Source organism: Nocardia brevicatena NBRC 12119 (assembly GCF_000308495.1).
GTDB lineage: Bacteria > Actinomycetota > Actinomycetes > Mycobacteriales > Mycobacteriaceae > Nocardia > Nocardia brevicatena.
Genome location: NZ_BAFU01000053.1, coordinates 32,232 through 51,833, shown reverse-complemented (window position 1 = coordinate 51,833; position 19,602 = coordinate 32,232). Strand labels below are relative to the sequence as shown.

19 protein-coding genes are annotated in these 19,602 nt (G+C 68.4%); 16 read left to right on the top strand and 3 right to left on the bottom strand.

The window, feature by feature from the left end; all coding sequences use genetic code 11:
* The first annotated feature begins 289 nt into the window (after positions 1-289).
* Entirely contained in the window at positions 290-694 is a 405-nt protein-coding gene (locus ON20_RS36335) for a DUF779 domain-containing protein (protein ID WP_040835423.1), read from the top strand.
* Positions 695-711: 17 nt separating this feature from the next.
* Here ON20_RS36335 and ON20_RS12420 read toward each other — a convergent pair whose 3' ends face one another.
* A complete protein-coding gene (locus ON20_RS12420; protein WP_040835421.1) occupies positions 712-2,265 on the bottom strand; it encodes a succinic semialdehyde dehydrogenase in 1,554 nt (517 codons plus the stop codon).
* Between the two features lie 163 nt (positions 2,266-2,428).
* Here ON20_RS12420 and ON20_RS12415 point away from each other — a divergent pair, with 163 nt between their 5' ends.
* From ON20_RS12415 to ON20_RS12400, 4 genes are read left to right on the top strand one after another with little or no spacing between them, the layout of a single operon-like run.
* The gene (locus ON20_RS12415) at positions 2,429-4,837 is read left to right on the top strand and encodes a sensor histidine kinase (protein ID WP_040835420.1); all 2,409 of its coding nucleotides are present in this window, start codon (positions 2,429-2,431) and stop codon (positions 4,835-4,837) included.
* The gene (locus ON20_RS12410; protein ID WP_040835419.1) at positions 4,838-5,260 is read left to right on the top strand and encodes a roadblock/LC7 domain-containing protein; all 423 of its coding nucleotides are present in this window, start codon (positions 4,838-4,840) and stop codon (positions 5,258-5,260) included.
* Between the two features lie 16 nt (positions 5,261-5,276).
* The gene (locus tag ON20_RS12405) at positions 5,277-5,651 is read left to right on the top strand and encodes a DUF742 domain-containing protein (RefSeq protein ID WP_040835417.1); all 375 of its coding nucleotides are present in this window, start codon (positions 5,277-5,279) and stop codon (positions 5,649-5,651) included.
* Positions 5,632-6,255 (top strand): GTP-binding protein, encoded by a 624-nt coding sequence (locus ON20_RS12400; RefSeq protein WP_083864876.1) that lies wholly within the window; start codon positions 5,632-5,634, stop codon positions 6,253-6,255. Before ON20_RS12405 ends, ON20_RS12400 begins: the two co-directional genes overlap by 20 nt.
* A 141-nt stretch (positions 6,256-6,396) precedes the next feature.
* On the opposite strand, the gene ON20_RS12395 is transcribed toward ON20_RS12400, so the two are convergent.
* Together ON20_RS12395 and ON20_RS12390 are read right to left on the bottom strand one after the other, a co-directional pair.
* Entirely contained in the window at positions 6,397-6,801 is a 405-nt protein-coding gene (locus ON20_RS12395; RefSeq protein ID WP_040835416.1) for an NUDIX hydrolase, read from the bottom strand.
* A 99-nt stretch (positions 6,802-6,900) separates the two neighbouring features.
* A complete protein-coding gene (locus tag ON20_RS12390) occupies positions 6,901-8,016 on the bottom strand; it encodes a winged helix DNA-binding domain-containing protein (protein WP_040835415.1) in 1,116 nt (371 codons plus the stop codon).
* A gap of 205 nt (positions 8,017-8,221) precedes the next feature.
* On the opposite strand from ON20_RS12390, the gene ON20_RS12385 reads away from it, so the two are divergent.
* From ON20_RS12385 to nuoK, 11 genes are all read left to right on the top strand, one after another.
* Positions 8,222-8,632, top strand: coding sequence for an Rv3143 family two-component system response regulator (locus ON20_RS12385; protein ID WP_040835553.1), 411 nt, complete (start codon positions 8,222-8,224; stop codon positions 8,630-8,632).
* A gap of 337 nt (positions 8,633-8,969) precedes the next feature.
* The gene (locus ON20_RS12380; protein WP_040835414.1) at positions 8,970-9,350 is read left to right on the top strand and encodes an NADH-quinone oxidoreductase subunit A; all 381 of its coding nucleotides are present in this window, start codon (positions 8,970-8,972) and stop codon (positions 9,348-9,350) included.
* Between the two features lie 76 nt (positions 9,351-9,426).
* Positions 9,427-9,981 (top strand): NuoB/complex I 20 kDa subunit family protein, encoded by a 555-nt coding sequence (locus ON20_RS12375; protein WP_040835412.1) that lies wholly within the window; start codon positions 9,427-9,429, stop codon positions 9,979-9,981.
* Entirely contained in the window at positions 9,978-10,700 is a 723-nt protein-coding gene (locus ON20_RS12370) for an NADH-quinone oxidoreductase subunit C (protein ID WP_040835411.1), read from the top strand. The genes ON20_RS12375 and ON20_RS12370 overlap by 4 nt, the downstream gene beginning before the upstream one ends.
* Positions 10,700-12,097, top strand: coding sequence for an NADH-quinone oxidoreductase subunit D (locus ON20_RS12365; RefSeq protein ID WP_245547193.1), 1,398 nt, complete (start codon positions 10,700-10,702; stop codon positions 12,095-12,097). The genes ON20_RS12370 and ON20_RS12365 overlap by 1 nt, the downstream gene beginning before the upstream one ends.
* Positions 12,094-12,822: an NADH-quinone oxidoreductase subunit NuoE gene (nuoE, locus tag ON20_RS12360; RefSeq protein WP_040835410.1), complete on the top strand. Its 729-nt coding sequence runs from the start codon at positions 12,094-12,096 to the stop codon at positions 12,820-12,822. Before ON20_RS12365 ends, nuoE begins: the two co-directional genes overlap by 4 nt.
* Before the next feature lies 1 nt (position 12,823).
* Positions 12,824-14,152 (top strand): NADH-quinone oxidoreductase subunit NuoF, encoded by a 1,329-nt coding sequence (gene nuoF / locus ON20_RS12355; RefSeq protein WP_040835409.1) that lies wholly within the window; start codon positions 12,824-12,826, stop codon positions 14,150-14,152.
* Positions 14,149-16,662 (top strand): NADH-quinone oxidoreductase subunit G, encoded by a 2,514-nt coding sequence (locus ON20_RS12350; protein ID WP_051162305.1) that lies wholly within the window; start codon positions 14,149-14,151, stop codon positions 16,660-16,662. The genes nuoF and ON20_RS12350 overlap by 4 nt, the downstream gene beginning before the upstream one ends.
* A complete protein-coding gene (gene nuoH, locus ON20_RS12345) occupies positions 16,655-18,466 on the top strand; it encodes an NADH-quinone oxidoreductase subunit NuoH (RefSeq protein ID WP_040835408.1) in 1,812 nt (603 codons plus the stop codon). The genes ON20_RS12350 and nuoH overlap by 8 nt, the downstream gene beginning before the upstream one ends.
* A complete protein-coding gene (locus ON20_RS12340; protein WP_051162303.1) occupies positions 18,463-19,305 on the top strand; it encodes an NADH-quinone oxidoreductase subunit J in 843 nt (280 codons plus the stop codon). Before nuoH ends, ON20_RS12340 begins: the two co-directional genes overlap by 4 nt.
* Complete coding sequence (gene nuoK / locus ON20_RS12335; RefSeq protein ID WP_040835407.1) at positions 19,302-19,601, top strand: NADH-quinone oxidoreductase subunit NuoK; 300 nt, start codon at positions 19,302-19,304, stop codon at positions 19,599-19,601. Before ON20_RS12340 ends, nuoK begins: the two co-directional genes overlap by 4 nt.
* Position 19,602: the final 1 nt, after the last annotated feature.

The window sequence follows — 19,602 nt, the reverse complement described above, 5'->3', positions numbered from 1 at the left end:
GGGACCGGATACCCGGCGTCCGACGCGCCTCGGACGTGCCCGGGTCCGGCCGACCAGGTGTTATATGGTCGTACGAATAGTTCGCGTAGGCAACGCAGTCCACGTACGCAATAATGTGAATGCAAGTAGGCGAGGGCGATGCGGGTGTGCCGAGCGGTCCGCCGACCGCCGGCGTACCGCGCCCGAGTGCGGGAACAACCGTCGACGAGCAGTGCGAGGGAGCCGGTGTGATACGCCAGGTCAGTTCGAAACCGTCCGTGGCGGACGGCGGTGCCGGGCAGGAAACCTGATGGCATACCGCAGCGACCGGGTCGCCGTCACCGATCGGGCACGAAACGCGCTACGAGACCTGATCGAACAACACGGACCGGTATTGCTGTACCTGTCCGAGAGCAGCACCGACGATCACTCACCACACTGGTTGCTCATCCGCGATTTCCGGGCCCGCGAGGGGGATGTACTGCTGGGCCGACTGGCCTGGCACACCCAATTCTGGATGAGTGCCGGTCACTACGCGACATACGAGCGCAAACACGTCACCGTGGATGTGCAGGAGGACCCCGACCCGGCGGGTCCGCCCATGCCCGCCCGGGGCGTGCACTTCCAGCTGCGCACCCGGCAGCTCAGCGCGGCGGAGGCAGCCACCCTCGACGCCGCACCCCGCACCGGGAACGGCTCCCGTCGCAAGAAGTGAGGGCCGAGCCGCCGCGGTCAGCGACCCGGTAGGAAACGCAGGCTCCGCGCGATGGCCATCAGCACCCGCTGCCATAACTCCCGGGGGACCAGCGGCGGCGGATCCAGGTTCAGAAACCGGGTGACCACCACGGTCTGCGGTTCGGTGAACTTCAGCAGCCCCTCGGGGCCGTGCCTGCGTCCGACGCCGGAAATACCCATACCGCCCATCGGCGCGGCCGTGGTTCCCCACGCCGGGGCATAGCCCTCGTCCACGCACACCGTGCCCGCGCGCAGCCTGCGCGCGATCCGTTCACCCTCCGATTTGCTCGCCGCCCACACACTGGCGTTCAGGCCGTATTCGGTGTCGTTGGCCCGGGCGACGGCCTCGTCCACCCTGTCGACCGGATAGATCGACACCAGTGGACCGAAGGTCTCGTTGCGGGCGCATTCCATCTCGTCGGTGACCCCCGACAGGACGGTCGGCTCGAAGAACAACGGGCCCAGATCCGGACGCGGGTTGCCGCCGGCGAGTACCTTCGCGCCCTTGGCGACGGCATCGGCGACATGTTTGGCGACCGTCTCCAGCTGCGGTTCGGAGATCAGCGACCCGATATCGGTGGAATAGTCGTAGGTGGCACCCAGTCTCGCCGACTCGACGGCGGTGACGAACTTGTCGGTGAACTCGTCGGCGATCTCGCGTTGGACATAGATCCGCTCGATGGAGATACACAGCTGACCGGCATTGGAGAAACAGGCCCGTACCGCTGCCTTGGCGGCCTTGGTGAGGTTCGCGCCCCGTGCGACGATCATCGGGTTCTTCCCGCCGAGTTCGGCCGAGAAACCGATCAGCCGTTCGCCGCACTGTTGGGCGAGCACCCGTCCGGTGGCCGAGGAACCGGTGAACATCAGGTAGTCGCAGGCGTCCACCAGGGCGCGGCCGATCACGGGGCCGGGTCCCGGGAGCACGGCCAGCAGATCGCGCGGCAGCCCGGCCCGGTAGAGCAGGTCGGCGCCGGCCAGCGTCGAGAACGGGGTCCGGCTGTCGGGCTTGACCAGTACCGCGTTGCCCGCCAGCAGGGCGGGAATCGCATCGCCGATCGAGAGCAGTAGCGGATAGTTCCACGGCGCCACGACCGCCACCACCCCCTTGGGCTGCGGGCATACGGCCGCGCGGTTGAGCACGGGGAACGCCCCCGGAACGCGATGTTCGTCGAGCAGTTTCGGCGCCAGGCGCGCGAAATAGCGGGCCGCGAAGACCAGACCCATAACCTCTTCCTGCGCCGCCCAGCGGGCCTTGCCGGTTTCGGCCTGGATCACGTCCATGAGCCACTCCCGCCGCGCCACGACCAGCGCCCGGAACCGCTCGAGGACGGCGGCGCGATCGGCGGCCGAGCGGGCCGCCCAATGCTCCTGCCGGTCCCGGGCACAGACCGCCGCGTCGGCCACGTCGGCGGCGGTCGCGACCGGAACCGTGCCCAGCGGGCGCCCGGTGAAGACCTCGGGTATGGATCGGGTGGAGCGGGCCTCGGCGCCGTCGATCGCGGCGAGTGCGCTCAGGCGTTCGAAAACGACGGCTTCCGGCGCGGGCATCGTTGCCTCCTACCTGTGAGTAACTCGCAGTACCCACAATCTACCCAGATCACCCGCCGCCGGCGACGCCCACCGGTACGAACGCCCCCGCCGCATGTCAAATCGAGTCCCGATCAACGGAACCCGATATTCGTCGGACATGTTCGTCGTTTAAGTTGTGCCGATGCTCAGAGTACGGCTCGGTGTCCGCACCCGGATCCTGACAATCGCGCTCATCCCGAGTCTGACTCTGCTGGTTGCCGGTGTCGGCGGGGCGGGATACCTGATCGACGAGGCACGCCACGACAGAGAGTTCACCGAGGCGGCCCAGACCGGGATCGAGCCGACCCGCGTGCTGCTCGAGGCGGTCCAGCAGGAGCGCCGGCTCACCCTGGCGCATCTGGCCGGCGACGCGGAGGCGACCGCCGCGCTGCCCGGGGCCCGAGCCCATACCGATCGCTCGATGCAGCAGTTGGCCAACGAGACGCAGGCCCTGGTCGAGCTCGAACCGAACGTCCTGAAGAGGAATGTCGGCGACTTCGCCGCCCTGTACCTGCAACGCGAGGTGATCCGCACCAACGCCGACAACCGCACCCTACCGGCCGCCGATGCCTACACGTTCTACTCCCGTTTGCTCGACGTCATCACGGTGGGCACCCAGATCGCGGTGCGGCTGTCCTTGGACACCGAGGTCGCGGTCGAACTCGGGCTCTCCGGCCGCCATATCAATGTCATCGAGGCGCTCTCGCGGAGCAACGCGCTGACCGGTGCCGCGCTGACCGCCCACCGACCGGTCACGCTACCGGAGGACTACCGTCAGCAGACCGGCCACTACCGCAGTGAAATGAGCAAACTCGCGGGCGATTTCGGCCCCCCATTCCGCGAACGAGCCCAGGCGCTGGTCGCCTCGCCGGCCTGGAAACAGTTGGCCACGATGGAGAACGCCCTGTTCGAGCGCAGCGTGAACCGTCCCGACGAGGCCGCGTCCCCACCGCTTCCGATGGACGCGGACGAATGGGAGGCCGCCTCCGCGCAGGTCGAACACGAGCTGCTGGAACTGTGGGACGATCACAACACCGCCACCCAGCGGCTCGCGCACGATGCGGCCACCCGCGCCGCGACCCGGTCGCTGCTGATCGGACTGTCGGTGCTGCTGCTCAGCGCCGCCGCCTTCGCCGTCTCGCTGGTCCTGGCCAATCGGTTCATCCGCCGCCTGGAACGCCTCCGCGACCAGACCCTGGCCCTGGCCGACGAACGCCTGCCGGACATGCTGGAACGGCTCCGCGCGGGCGAACAGATCACCCCGGAGGAGCAGGCGCCGCGACTGGACTTCGGCCACGACGAGATCGGCTCGGTGGCCACCGCGTTCGAACACGCGCACGCGGTCGCGATCAACGCGGCGATCACCGAGGCCCGCACCCAGGAGGGCGTGAAGGCGGTGTTCCGCAGTATCGCCCACCGCAGCCAGATGGTGGTGCACCGGCAGCTGGAGATACTGGACGAGGCCGAAAGCCGCGAGGAGGATCCGGCCCTGCTGGAGACCCTGTTCCGGCTCGACCACCTGGCCACCCGGGAACGCCGCAACGCGGAAAACCTCATCATCATGGCCGGTGGCCGCCCGGGCCGACAGTGGCGCAATCCGGTCCCACTGGTGGACCTGGTCCGTAGTGCGATCGGCGAAACACTCGACTACGCGCGAGTACAGATGGCCCGGCTGCCGGATCTGCGCATCGCGGGCAACGCCGTCGGCGACCTCATCCACCTGCTCGCCGAACTGATGGACAACGCCTCCTCGTTCTCCCCGCCGAAGTCGCAGGTGCACGTCTCGGCCTCGGTCGTGGGCAAGGGGGTCGCCATCGAGATCACCGACCAGGGCATGGGTATGGCCGCCGAGGATCTCGAACGTGTCAACGAGACCCTGCGCAAGCCACCCGATTTCGGGATCGCCGCATTCTCGGCCGATTCCCGGCTCGGCATCTTCGTGGTGGCGCATCTGTCCGCCCGGCACGGGATCACGGCCCGGCTCGGCGAATCCGACTACGGTGGAATCCGAGCGGTTGTGCACGTTCCCGGAACACTGCTGACCGATCCGGCCGACGAACCGACCGAAGTGGGCGCTCTGCCGGTGATTCCCCCGCCGCGGACCGCGGCGACCAACGCGGCGGCAGCGACGCAGATGGTGAACAACCACGCCGGCGCGGCCACCCTGCTCGCGGAACCGCTGCCGGCCCCGGCGACTTCCTCCACCCCGAACGGCTCCCACCCCGCCGACGAACACGACGTCCCCACGGACCGGCACGTCGCGCTGCCCGCGACCACCTCGGAATCGGAGCCGGAACTGCTGCCCGACGGTCGGCCCGCTTTACCCCGGCGCAGCAGGCAGGCTAATGTCGCACCGCGACCGGCGAATTCGGAGGACGCTGCACCGCACCAGCCCCCCGCGGCGCAGCCACGTTCACCCGAGGAGGCCAGAGCCGTGATGGCAGCGATCGATATGGGCACCCGACAGGGTCGCAGAGCACTGCCGGACAACGGCTCCGGCACGGTGACTCCGCCGCCGGTCGGCATGTCCCCGGATGAACAGGAAGGCTAAGTGTCCAGTTCCACCCCTGGTGATCTGAATTGGCTGCTCGACGATCTCGTCGAGCGGCTCCCGGGCGTCCGGCAGGCAGTTGTGCTGTCCACCGACGGACTGCTCCTCGGCCACTCCACTGCCATGGAGCGCACGGATGCCGAACATTTCGCGGCGATGGCGTCCACCCTGCACGGTCTGGGGCGCAGCGCCGGCGGCCGATTCGGCGGCGGCGGAGTACGGCAGGCGGTGATCGAACTGGACCATGCGGTGCTTTTCGTTACTTCCGCCGGATCCAATGCCTGCCTGGCGCTGCAGGCCGCCGAGAACGCCGATCTCGGCCTGGTGGCCTACGAAATCAACCTGACCGTACAGCGGGTCGGCAACTTCCTGTCGGCCACCCCGCGCACCGGCTCTCCCGAGGTTGCGCCGCAGCAATCGTGAGTTCCGGTGAAATGTCATGACGCGTAATGGTGAGCAATGGCTCGACGATGCGGCCGGGCCGCTGGTGCGGCCGTATGCCCTCACTCGGGGACGCACCATGGGTGCGGCACACGACCTGGACATGCTCACGGTCGTGGCCTCCGTCCGACCGGCTCCCGTATTACGCCGCGTGGAACCCGAATACGCGGAGATAATTCGTCTGTGCGCCGACTCACAGTCGGTGGCGGAGGTGGCAGCCGCCTTGAAACTGCCACTGGCGGTGACCAAGATTCTCGTCGGAGATCTGATCGGTGACGGCCATCTGATCTTCCGGGCGCCGGCGCAGTCGGAGTCCGGACCCGGCGACCTCAATGTATTGCGAGCGGTACTGGATGGAATCCGAAAAATTTGACCCTGCCCGCCTCGACCCGAACGGGCCCGCCACCCTTGCCGCCTCGGTCAAGGTACTCATCGCGGGTGGTTTCGGCGTCGGCAAGACGACCATGGTGTCGTCCATCAGCGAAATCCCGCCGCTGCGCACCGAGGAGATGATCACCGAGGTCAGCGCCGGGGTGGACGATCTGTCCGGCGTCGAGTCCAAAACCACCACGACGGTGGCGCTGGACTTCGGCCGAATCACCATCGACTCCGAACTGGTGCTGTACCTGTTCGGCACCCCGGGCCAGGACCGGTTCTGGTTCCTGTGGGACGAACTGTCCCGGGGCGCGCTGGGTGCGGTGGTGCTGGCCGATACCCGCAAACTGGGCAGTTCGTTCGCCGCCATCGACTATTTCGAGCGCCGCGGGCTACCGTTCCTGGTGGCGGTGAACTGTTTCGACGATGCGCCGCGCTACACCACCGACGAGGTCCGCGACGCGCTCGATCTGGACCGGACGGTCCCGGTGCGGCTGTGCGACGCCCGTAACCGGCAATCGGCCAAGGACGTGTTGCTCAGCCTGATCGAATATCTCATCGATCGGGTCGCCAACCCCAAACTGGCCACCAAGCGCGGCTGAGCGCATTGCGCCGTTCCCCGCCGGCCACCGTAGCGGTCGCTCCGCGACGGCGACAGGTCGGTCGGGGACGAGTCGTGCGCTCGACCGGTGACCGTGCCGCAGGCCCAGGGCCGCCCGGGAACGCGGCGGCCCGACGCCTCCTCAGCGCAGTAGTCCCCCGGCACGCAGTTCGTCGAACAGCAACCGATCCACCGGGGGGACGTGTGCGCGCCGGTCGTAGCCGAACCAGGCCAGCTCCTCGATCTCGCTACCGGCGGTCAACACCCCGCGGTAGTCGGCGGTATAGCAGCTCATCCGCACCCGCGCCTCGGCATGCACGGCCTCGTAGACCCCGAGGTGCCGGACGGTATCGGGGAGCAGGGCGACGGTGAGTTCCTCTTCGATCTCCCGCAGCAGTGTCTGCATATCCGTTTCGCCCGCCTCGCGCTTCCCACCCGGCACATAGAACACGTCCTTACCACGCGGGCGGGCGCACAGCACACGGCCGTCCTCGGTGTACACCCAGGCCACCGTATCGATGAAGTCTCCGACCGGCACTTCCGTCACCCGGGCAGCCTAGCGGGGCCCAAGCGCCCGCACGCCGGGCGCCCGTGGGCCGGAAGCGGAGGATCCGGGTCGGGCGACACGCAACCGGTGCGCCCCCGCTCACGCGGCGGTGCGCAGACCCAGCCCCGGCTGCCCCAGTGCGGCGGCCAGCTGCGCGACGGCCTCGTCCAGTCCGGCGCGCGGCAGCGGCGCGCCGTCGAACATGTCCACCTCGACGGCGCCGTCGAGGAGTTCCCAGGTGCCCGCGATCCGGCCGCCCACCACGACCAGCGGCGCGATCCAACCCGCCGTCCGGCTCACCGACCGCCGGTGTGCGGCCGGGAGCAGGGCGGTATCGCCGGTACCGGGGCCGAGGACGTACTGGTCGAAGCCGCCCAGCAGGTGCACCGAGGTCACGGGGTCGGTATCGAGGAGTTCGTCGACGTCCGCGCGACACAGATGGCCGCGTCGGCCCTCGACCTCGACCTCGACCAGTTCGTCCCCCAGATCGACGAACCAGCGCCGTACGGTCGCCTTGCGGTGCGCGCCCCGGGTGAGCCAGGCGTCGAATGTTTCCGGCGTGGCCGGGCCGTAGGCGCCCAGGTAGGCGGGTATCACCAGGGCCGCGGCCCGGTCCGGGTCCGGGAGGCCGGGCCAGTCGGGGACCGCTCGGGCGGGGGTGGTGAACGTGATCGCGTTAGCGCGCATCGGCCCGTAGCACAACACTCCCTGCCAGGCCAGCGGTTTGAGCAGTGTGCCCCACCCAGAACCCAGGTGTTCGGCCGACGGGGCGAGTTCCGGTTCGGTGACCAGTTCGGCGACCAGCTCCGCCCGGGTGAGGACCGCGGTGTCGAGCAGGTGTCCAACCCGGTCGGCTAGCGTAGCCACCTGCTCCGGGGAGACTCCGAAATTACGCTGCCAGACCGGTTTCTCCCAGGTGCGCGCGGCGCCGACGAGACCGAGGCAGGCCGCCGCCAGATCCGGCGTCATGACATGCAGCGTTCCCCGCATGGCCCAGGTCTTGATCAGCTCGCCGGCGGTGAGTGCGCGCCCCACCGCATCACGTTCCGGGCTCTGCCGGCGTACTCCGACGGCCAGTTCCGCGGCGGAGGCCACCTGCGCCTGCACTCCGCACAGCCGCCGCGCCACCGCGGCGGCGTCGCCCGCGCTCCGCGGTGCGACGAACTGACGCCGTAACCGCCAGGCGAACACCTGCTCCCAGCCGACCCGGATCATCGACCCACCTTCCGCTACCCGACCTCGTTCCGTGTCGCCCGGTTCGCCGGACGCCCTCAGCACCGTAGGCCGGCTCGCCGACAAGGGCATCCGGGGCCGAGCCTCGGGTGGTATCGCCCCGGCGGCACTCGACGCCGTCACATCGAAACGCACCGATCCGGCGAAGCTGCCCCCGGCGAGGCCGCGACGGACGTACCATTCCGACGTGGCCGATGTGAATCCCCCCGCCACCCTGCGGGTTCTGGTCTACAGCAACGACGCCGACACCCGGAGCCAGGTGATCCTGGCCCTGGGCAGACGGCCGCACCCCGAGCTACCCCCGTTCGACTACGTCGAAGTGGCCACCGCACCGGTGGTCCTGCAGCGAATGGACGCGGGCGAGGTCGATCTGGCCATTCTCGACGGTGAGTCCGCGCCTGTCGGCGGTCTCGGTGTCGCCAAACAGCTCAAGGACGAGATCGAGAACTGCCCGCCGCTGGTGGTGCTCACCGGCCGGGCCGACGACGCCTGGCTGGCGAGTTGGTCGCGTGCGGAGGCGACGGCCGCGCATCCCATCGATCCGTTCCGCCTCACCGAGACCGTGGTGACACTGCTGCGGAACCGACCGGCCGCCTGAAGCACACCCGTCCCTCCCCTTGCCCGGTTTGGGCTCTGATTAGCCGCGTTTGCTCATAAATGTCAGTCCTGAATTCGATCAAATGGGTAATTGAAACCGTGATCGTGCAGTCGAAACGGTTGTAGGCTGTGCCGTAGCTCACATGAGCGCGGGAGATGACGCGATACCCCGCGAAGCCAGATTCCCCTGCAGCCCACACCTCGTCGGACGAGCCACCCTCATCCAACGAGGCCATGAGGCGATCCGGCATTGCGTGGCACCCGCCACCCACCCGAACCCCATTGAGGACGGACGGCACAACCGCCCGCTCCAGTTCGCAAGGAGGGGAAGTGCAGTCGTGAACACCGAACTGCCGATATTGGTACTCGGCGCGGTCGCCGCCGCGTTCGCCGTGGTCTCGGTGCTGATCGCCGCCCTGATCGGCCCGAAACGCTACAACCGCGCGAAACTACAGGCCTACGAATGCGGTATAGAACCCACGCCGCACGCGGTCGCCGGGGGCGCGGGAAGTATGACGGGGCAACGTTTTCCGGTGAAGTACTACCTCACCGCGATGCTGTTCATCATCTTCGACATCGAGATCGTTTTCCTCTACCCGTGGGCGGTCCATATCGATGCGCTGGGTGTGTTCGGCCTGGTCGCCATGGCGTTGTTCATCGTCAATGTCTCGGTCGCCTACGCCTACGAATGGCGTCGCGGCGGCCTGAGCTGGGACTGACGGCGCGCGAGCCGACGATAACCGGTCCCCCGCGCCCGCGGGGGCACCCCAGTAGTCGACCCCAGGAGTAACCGACATGGGTCTGGAAGAAAAACTGCCCAGCGGCTTCGTGCTCAGCACCGTCGAAGCCATGGCGGGCTATATGCGCAAAGGCTCGGTGTGGCCCGCCACCTTCGGCCTGGCCTGCTGCGCGATCGAGATGATGGCCACCGGGGCGGGGCGTTTCGACTCGGCGCGCTTCGGTATGGAGGTGTTCCGCGCCTCCCCGCGCCAGGCCGATCTGATGATCGTCGCCGGCCGGGTGAGCCAGAAGATGGCACCGGTCCTGCGACAGGTCTACGACCAGATGACCGAGCCGAAATGGGTGCTGGCCATGGGCGTCTGCGCCTCCTCGGGTGGCATGTTCAACAACTACGCCATCGTCCAGGGCGTCGACCATGTGGTGCCGGTCGACATCTACCTACCCGGCTGCCCCCCGCGACCGGAGATGCTGCTCAACGCGATCCTGGCGCTGCACGCCAAGATTCAACAGACGCCGATGGGCGTGAACCGCGAGGAGGCCATCCGCGCCGCGGAGCAGGCCGCGCTGGCGGCGACACCGACCAGCCGCATGGAGGGCCTGCTGCGATGAGCGTCGACCGCCCGGAAACCACCGGCGTCCCCACCGAATCCGAACGACCCGCCGACACCGACGAGGAGATCATCGGCGTACGCCGCGGGATGTTCGGTGTATCCGGCACCGGTGACACCTCCGGCTACGGGCGTCTGGTCCGCGAGATCACCCTGCCCGGCAGCACGCCGCCACCGTACGGCGGTTACTTCGACACGGTCGTCGAGGCACTGTGGAGTGCGCTGTCGTCCGGTGTCGGCTTCGGCACCGCGATCGAGAAGGTCGTGGTCGAGCGCGACGAACTCACCCTGCACGTGCGACGGGAACATCTGCCGGTCGTGGCCCACGCGTTGCGCGACGATCCGACGTTGCGGTTCGAACTCTGCCTCGGGGTCAGCGGCGTCCACTATCCGGACGACACCGACCGCGAACTGCACGCCGTGTACCACCTGATGTCGATCACGCACGGCCGACGACTGCGCCTGGAAGTGGCCGCCCCCGACGCCGACCCCCATATCCCGTCGCTGTACCGGGTGTATCCCACCACCGACTGGCACGAGCGGGAAACCTACGACTTCTTCGGTATCCGGTTCGACGGGCATCCCTCGCTCACCCGCATCACCATGCCCGACGACTGGCGCGGTCACCCCCAGCGCAAGGACTACCCGCTCGGCGGGATACCGGTCGAATACAAGGGCGCGCGCATCCAGCCGCCCGACGAGCGGAGGGCATACAGCTGATGAGCGAAACCGATACCAGGCCCGGCGTCACCCCCGGGCCCGGACGCGGCGGCTCGGGCGGGAACACCGACGAACGCCATCGCGAGAACGACACCACCGCCGGTTCGAACGAACCGCCCGTCGTCACCGTGGCGGGACAGGACTGGGACGATGTCGCCGAGGCCCTGCGCGGCGCGGGCGAGGAACGCATCGTCGTCAATATGGGCCCGCAGCATCCGTCGACCCACGGGGTGCTGCGGCTGATCCTGGAGATCGAGGGCGAGACCGTGGTCGAGGCCCGCTGCGGGATCGGCTACCTGCATACCGGGATCGAGAAAAACCTCGAATTCCGCAACTGGGCCCAGGGCGTCACCTTCGTCACCCGGATGGACTACCTATCGCCGTTCTTCAACGAAACCGCCTACTGCCTCGGCGTGGAGAAACTACTCGGCATCACCGAGCAGATACCCGAACGCGCCACCGTGGTGCGGGTCATGCTGATGGAGCTCAACCGGATCTCCTCGCACCTGGTGGCGCTGGCGACCGGCGGTATGGAACTCGGCGCGCTCACCCCGATGCTGTTCGGGTTCCGGGAACGCGAACTCATCCTCGACGTGTTCGAGGCCATCACCGGCCTGCGGATGAACCACGCCTACATCCGTCCCGGCGGGCTCGCCCAGGACCTACCCGACGACGGCGTGGCCAAGGTGCGCGAACTGTTGCGGCTGATGCCGAAACGGTTGCGGGACATGGAGCATCTGCTCACCCACAACCCGATCTTCAAGGCCCGCACCCGTGATATCGGCTATCTCGACCTCACCGGCTGTATGGCGCTCGGGATCACCGGCCCGGTACTGCGCTCGGCCGGACTGCCGCACGACCTGCGCAAGGCCATGCCCTACTGCGGTTACCAGACCTACGAATTCGATATCCCCACCACCGACACCTGCGACTGCTACGGCCGCTACCTCATCCGGATCGAGGAGATGAAGCAGTCGCTGAAGATCGTCGAACAGTGCCTGGACCGGCTGCGTCCCGGGCCGGTGATGGTGGAGGACAAGAAGGTCGCCTGGCCCGCCGACCTGCGTCTCGGCCCCGACGGCCTCGGCAACTCGCCCCGGCATATCGGCCGGATCATGGGCACCTCCATGGAGGGGCTGATCCACCATTTCAAGCTCGTCACCGAGGGGATCCGGGTCCCGGCGGGGCAGGTGTACATCGCGGTGGAGTCGCCGCGCGGCGAACTGGGGGTGCATATGGTCAGCGACGGCGGCACCCGCCCCTATCGCGTGCACTACCGCGACCCCTCGTTCACCAATCTGCAGGCGGTGGCGGCCATGTGCGAAGGCGGGATGGTCGCCGATGTGATCGCCGCCGTGGCCAGTATCGATCCTGTCATGGGCGGAGTGGACCGATGACCGAAATACTGTTGCGTCTGAGCACCCGGCCGGAACCCTACTCGGCCCGGGTCCGAGCGCGTCTGGAACCGGACGCGAAACAGATCATCGCCCGATACCCGCAGCCGCGGTCGGCGCTGCTGCCGCTCCTGCATCTGGTGCAGGCCGAAGAGGGTTATGTCAGCGGCACCGGGATCGACTTCTGCGCCGAACAGCTCGGGCTGACCGCCGCCGAGGTCACCGCGGTGGCCACCTTCTACTCCATGTACCGGCGCACCCCCACCGGCGACTATCACGTGGGTGTGTGCACCAACACCCTGTGCGCCGTCATGGGCGGTGACGCGATCCTCGCGGCCCTGCGCGAGCACCTGGGCATCGGGCACGGTGAGACCACCGAGGACGGCACGATCACCCTCGAACACATCGAGTGCAACGCGGCCTGTGACTACGCCCCCGTCATCATGGTGAACTGGGAGTTCTTCGACAACCAGACCCCGGAGTCGGCGCGGGCACTCGTCGAGGCCCTGCTCCGCGGGGACACCGTGACCCCGACCCGCGGCGCACCGCTGTGCACCTTCCGGGAGACCGCCCGTATCCTGGCCGGTTTCCCGGACGAACGCCCCGGAGCCCTCGACGGTGCGCCGGGTGCGCCCACTCTCGCCGGGGTGGACATCGCACGCGAACACGGTATGAGCGCGCCCGAGGTCCCCGATCCCGCCGACACCGATTCCGCCGGGGGTGCGTGATATGACGCTGACGCCCGTACTCAGCCGCAACTGGGGCCGGCCGCGCTCATGGACCCTGGACGGCTATCGCGCGCACGACGGCTACCGGGCGCTGCCGATCGCCCTGGGCATGTCCCCGGACGAGGTCATCCAGACCGTCAAGGACGCCGGGCTGCGCGGCCGTGGCGGTGCCGGATTCCCCACCGGGATGAAATGGAGTTTCATCCCGCAGGGCCCCGCGCCCGACGGCAGCGTGAAATCCCACTACCTGGTGGTCAACGCCGATGAATCCGAGCCGGGGACCTGCAAGGACATCCCCCTCATGCTCGCCGAGCCGCATGCCCTGATCGAGGGGGTGATCATCGCCGCCTACGCCATCCGCGCCGGACACGCCTTCATCTACCTGCGTGGCGAAGTCGTCCCCGTGCTGCGGCGCCTGCAGGTCGCCGTCACCGAGGCCTACGCCGCCGGGCTGCTGGGCCGGAACATCCTCGGCTCCGGCTACGACCTCGAACTGATCGTGCACGCGGGCGCGGGAGCCTATATCTGCGGCGAGGAAACCGCGCTGCTGGACTCCCTGGAGGGCCGGCGCGGTCAGCCCCGCCTACGGCCACCGTTCCCCGCGGTCGCGGGCCTGTACGCGAGCCCGACCGTGGTCAACAACGTGGAATCCATCGCCAGCGTCCCACCCATCATCCACAACGGCACCGCCTGGTTTCGATCCATGGGCAGCGAGAAATCCCCCGGGTTCACCCTGTACTCGCTGTCCGGCCACGTCACCCGACCCGGACAGTACGAGGCCCCGCTGGGCATCACCCTGCGGGAATTGCTCGGCTACGCCGGCGGTGTGCGCACCGGACACGAACTGAAGTTCTGGACACCGGGCGGCTCGTCCACCCCGCTGCTCACCGCCGAACATCTCGACCTTCCGCTGGACTACGAGAACGTGGCGGCCGCCGGCTCCATGCTCGGCACCAAGGCGCTGCAGATCTTCGACGACACCACCTGCGTGGTACGGGCGGTCCTGCGCTGGACGGAGTTCTATGCGCACGAATCCTGCGGTAAGTGCACACCGTGCCGTGAGGGTACCTACTGGCTGGTTCAGCTGCTCACCCGACTCGAGGCCGGCAAGGGAACCGAGGCCGACCTGGAGAAGCTGAACGATATCTGCGACAACATCAACGGCAAATCGTTCTGCGCCCTCGGTGACGGTGCCGCCAGTCCGATCGTCTCCTCACTGAAGTATTTCCGCGACGAGTATCTCGAACACCTACGGCACGGCGGCTGCCCGTTCGATCCCGCCCGCAGTACCGCCTGGGCCGGTGCCGCGCCCGGAGAGGGAGCCCGATGACCGCCACCGTACGCACCGACACCAGCAGCAGCCGGCCCGCCGACCTGGTCAGCGTCACCATCGACGGCACCACCGTCAGCGTTCCCGTGGGCACCCTGCTCATTCGCGCCGCGGAACTGATCGGCATCCAGATCCCCCGCTTCTGCGACCATCCGCTGCTCGACCCGGTCGGCGCCTGCCGCCAGTGCCTGGTGGAGGTGGAGGGCCAGCGCAAACCGGTGGCCTCCTGCACCATGGCCGTCACCGACGGAATGGTCGCGCACACCCAGCTCAGCTCCCCGGTCGCCGAGAAGGCCCAGCAGGGTGTGATGGAACTGCTGCTGATCAATCATCCACTGGACTGCCCGGTCTGCGACAAGGGCGGCGAATGCCCGCTGCAGAACCAGGCCATATCCACCGGTCGCGCCGAAACCCGCTTCGAGGGCACCAAACGCACCTATCCCAAACCGATCCCATTGTCGGACGCGGTTCTGCTGGACCGGGAACGGTGCGTCCTGTGTGCCCGCTGTACTCGGTTCTCCCAGCAGATCGCGGGTGATCCCTTCATCGAGCTGATGGACCGCGGGGCGTTGCAGCAGGTCGGCATCGCCGACGCCGAACCCCTCAACTCCTATTTCTCCGGCAACACCGTGCAGATCTGCCCGGTGGGAGCGCTCACCGGCACCAGTTATCGGTTCCGCGCCCGCCCGTTCGACCTGGTGTCCAGCCCCAACGTCTGCGAGCACTGCGCCTCGGGCTGCGCCCAGCGCACCGATCACCGCCGCGGCAAGGTTCTGCGTCGGTTGGCCGGCGACGACCCGCAGGTGAACGAGGAATGGAACTGCGACAAGGGCCGCTGGGCGTTCACCTACGGCACCGAACCCGATCGGATCACCACTCCGCTGCTGCGCGCCCCGGACGGTGAACTGGCCCTCTGTTCCTGGCCCGAGGCCCTCGCCGCCGCCGCGCGCGGCCTCCGCGCGGCGGCCGACGGCGTGGGGGTACTGGTCGGCGGCCGGGTCACCCAGGAAGACGCCTACGCGTACGCCAAATTCACCCGGGTGGTGCTGGGGACCAACGATATCGATTTCCGGGCCCGCGTCCATTCCGACGAGGAGGCCGATTTCCTCGCCGCCCGCGTCGCGGGCCGGGGCGGCACGCCGAGCTATGACGGTCTGGCCGCCGCGCCGGTCGTACTGCTCGTCGGTTTCGAACCCGAGGAAGAATCGCCGATCGTCTATCTGCGCCTGCGCAAGGCGGCCCGCACCCGCAACCTGCGGATCTACTCCCTGGCCGCCTACGCCTCCCGCGGGCTGGACCGGATGTCGGGCACGCTCATCCCGACGATACCGGGCGCGGAGGCACGTCTGCTGGACACCATTCGGGCATACGGCTCACCCGCCGGCGATCCGCATCCGGCCCGAACAAAAGACGAATACCCCGACTCCGCAACAGAATTCGACGAGATCGGCCGGCTGCTCCGGCAGCCGGGTGCGGTGATCATGGTCGGGGAACGGGCGGCCGGCGTGCCGGGCGCCCTGTCGGCGGCGGTGCGGCTGGCCGACGATACCGGTGCCGCACTGGCCTGGGTGCCACGACGGGCCGGTGAACGCGGCGCGGTGGAGGCCGGTGCGCTGCCCGGCCTGCTGCCGGGCGGGCATCCGCTGATCGACGCGCGCGCCCGCGGCCGGGTCGGTGAGGTGTGGAACGTCACGAAGCTGCCCACCGAACCCGGTCACGATACCGATGGCATCCTCGCCCGGACCTCCGACCGGCGCGCGCTCCTTGTCGGTGGTGTGGAACTCGTCGACCTTCCCGATCCGGACGGGGCACGGGCCGCGTTGGACACCGCCGGTTTCGTCGTCGCGCTCGAACAGCGACACAGCGAGATCACCGCCCGCGCCGATGTGGTCTTCCCGGTGGCCACCGCCATGGAGAAGGCCGGAACCTTCCTCACCTGGGAAGGTCGCCCGCGTCCCTTCGACGCTGCCTTGGGCGAGAGCACCGTCCGGCGCACCGCGGCACCGCTGTCCGACCAGCGGGTCCTGCACACCCTCGCCGCCGAAATGGGGGTATCGCTGGGGCTGCCCGACACCGCCGCCGCCCGTGCCGAACTCGCCCGGATCGGCACCTGGGACGGACCTCCGCCCCCCGACCCGACACATCTGCCCCACCCGCTCCCCCATCCCGAACCCGACACCGCGATCCTGGCCGGTTGGCGGATGCTGCTGGACCGGGGGCGCATGCAGGATGGGGTCCCCGAGTTGGCCGGTACCGCCCCGCCGCCGGTGGCGCGACTGTCCGCGACCACCGCGGCGGAAATCGGTGCCACCGAAGGCGAACCGATCACCGTGAGCACCGAGACCGGCGCCGTCACGCTGCCCCTGGCCGTCACCGAGATGCCCGACCGGGTGGTGTGGCTGCCGCTGAACTCGCCCGGATCTTCGGTGTACGCCGACCTGGGCGCCCGGCCCGGTGGCGTCGTAGCCCTGCGGCGCGCCGACGAGCGGACGGAGGAACACCATGTATGAGCTGTCGCTCTTCGGCCACGACCCCCTGTGGCTGGTTCTCGCCAAAGCGGTCGCCGTCTTCGCCTTCCTCCTGCTCACCGTGTTGTTCGGGGTGCTCGCCGAACGCAAGGTGGTGGCCTGGATGCAGATGCGCGTCGGTCCGAACCGGGTGGGCCCCAAAGGGCTGCTGCAAAGCGCCGCCGACGGAGTGAAGATGGCGTTCAAGGAGGATATCGTCCCCGCCATCGTAGACAAACCGATCTTCGTCCTCGCCCCCGTCCTCTCGGTGGTCCCGGCGATCATGGCCTTCGCAGTGATCCCGTTCGGCCCCGAGGTGTCGATCCTCGGTCACACCACCGCGCTACAGCTCACCGACCTGCCCGTAGGGGTGCTCTACATTCTGGCGATCACCTCCATCGGCGTCTACGGGATCGTGCTCGCCGGATGGGCGTCCGGCTCGACGTATCCGCTGCTGGGCGGGCTACGGTCCACCGCGCAGGTCATCTCCTACGAGATCGCCATGGCCCTGTGCTTCGCGGCGGTATTCCTGCTCGGCGGCACCATGGCGACGTCCGGGATCGTCGCCGCGCAGAACGACACCTGGTACGTCTTCCTGCTGCTGCCGTCGTTTCTCATCTACTGCATCTCCATGGTCGGTGAAACCAACCGGGCACCGTTCGACCTGCCGGAGGCCGAGGGCGAGCTGGTCGGCGGTTTCCACACCGAGTACTCGTCACTGAAGTTCGCCATGTTCATGCTCGCCGAATACGTGAACATGACCACGGTCTCGGCCCTGGCGACCACCATGTTCCTCGGTGGCTGGGCGGCGCCGTGGCCGTTGAACCTGTGGTCGGGCGCGAACAGCGGCTGGTGGCCGCTGCTCTGGTTCACCGCCAAGGTGTGGATGTTCCTGTTCGTGTTCATCTGGCTGCGCGGCACCCTGCCGCGGCTGCGTTACGACCAGTTCATGAACCTGGGCTGGAAACTACTCATCCCCACCTCGCTGTTGTGGGTGATGTTGGTGGCCGCCGCCCGGGTCGCCGAGAACGAGGGCCACCACGTCCGGACACCCGTCCTCGTGATCGGCGGAGTGGCGATCACCGCGGCGATGATCGGCCTGTTCCTGCGTGCCGGCCGCGCCCCCGCGACCGCGCCGCCGCCCGCGGAGCCCGTACCCGCCGGACCGCGCGGCGGCGCCGAACCATCCGGCGGCACGGAGGTATTCCTCGGGTTCCCGGTGCCGCCGCTACCGGACCGACCCGCCCATATCCGCCTCGACCCCGGCCTGCTCGAACCGCTCGCGGGATTCGCGGTCACCGCCGCCACGATGTTCAAGAAACCCAATACAGAGTTCTATCCCGAGCAGAAGGTGCCCACCGCGCCCCGCTATCACGGCCGCCACCAACTCAACCGGCACCCGGACGGGTTGGAGAAGTGTATCGGCTGCGAACTGTGCGCCTGGGCCTGTCCCGCCGACGCCATCTTCGTGGAGGGCGCCGACAACACCGAGGAACAGCGGTACTCCCCCGGTGAACGATACGGCCGCGTCTACCAGATCAACTACCTGCGCTGCATCGGCTGTGGACTGTGCATCGAGGCATGTCCGACGCGGGCGCTCACCATGACCAACGACTACGAACTCACCGACGACAATCGCGCCGACCTGATCTACGAGAAGGACCGGCTGCTGGCCCCGCTCGAACCGGGAATGCAGGCACCCCCGCACGCCATGCGGCCCGGCACCACCGAGGCCGACTACTACCTGGGCACCGTCCGCGGCGCCGAGGAACGGCCCACCGAGGCCGCGGAAGGAGGCTCCCGATGACACTGGCGAGCGCACTGGCCGGCGCGGCGCCGCTGGCCGCCGAACCGCTCACCCGCGCCGGGACCGGCGAGACCGTGCAGTTCTGGATACTGGCCCCGCTGGCCCTGATCGGCGCGCTCGGCACGGTATTCGCCGCCAAGGCCGTCTATTCGGCGATCTGCCTGGCCACCACCATGATCGCGCTGGCCATGATGTACATCGCCCAGGACGCGCTGTTCCTCGGGGTGGTACAGATCGTCGTCTACACCGGCGCGGTCATGATGCTGTTCCTGTTCGTACTCATGCTCGTCGGCGTCGACTCGGCCGAATCGCTACGCGAAACCCTGCGCGGCCAGCGGATCGCCGCCGTGGCGGTCGGCGCAGGGTTCGGACTACTGCTCATCGCCGGCATCGCCCGCGGCGTCCGCAACTCCGCGGTCGAATTTCCCGCCACCGGGTTCGGCGGACGCAATGTAATCGCCGATCTGGCCGAATTGATCTTCGTCCGCTACGTCTGGGCATTCGAACTCACCGGCGCGCTGCTCATCGCCGCCACCATCGGCGCCATGGTGCTCGCCCACCGGGAACGCTTCGGTCCGCGTATGGACCAGCGGGAACTGTCGCGCCGCCGGTTCCGCGACCCGGAACACGGCCGACCCACCCCCCTGCCCACACCCGGCGTCTACGCCCGGCACAACGCCGTCGACATTCCCGCCCGACTACCGGACGGCTCCTTCGAGGAGCTGTCGGTCTCGACGATCCTGCGGCACCGCCGTACCCGGGCCCTCACCGAGGCCGCCGTCATCTCGGTGGGTTCGGAGGGCAACGGCACCGGCTCCGACGAGGAAGGCACACGGTGAATCCGGAAAACTATCTGTTCCTGTCCGCGCTGCTGTTCACCATCGGCGCCGCCGGGGTGCTGTTGCGGCGCAACGCCATCGTGGTGTTCATGTGCATCGAGCTCATGCTCAACGCGGTCAACCTGGCCTTCGTGACCTTCGCCCGGCTGCACGCGAATCTGGACGGTCAGGTGTTCGCGTTCTTCACCATGGTGGTCGCCGCGGCCGAGGTCGTGGTCGGTTTGGCCATCATCATCACCATTTTCCGCGCCCGTCGCTCGACCTCGGTCGACGACGCCAACCTGTTGAAGTTCTGAC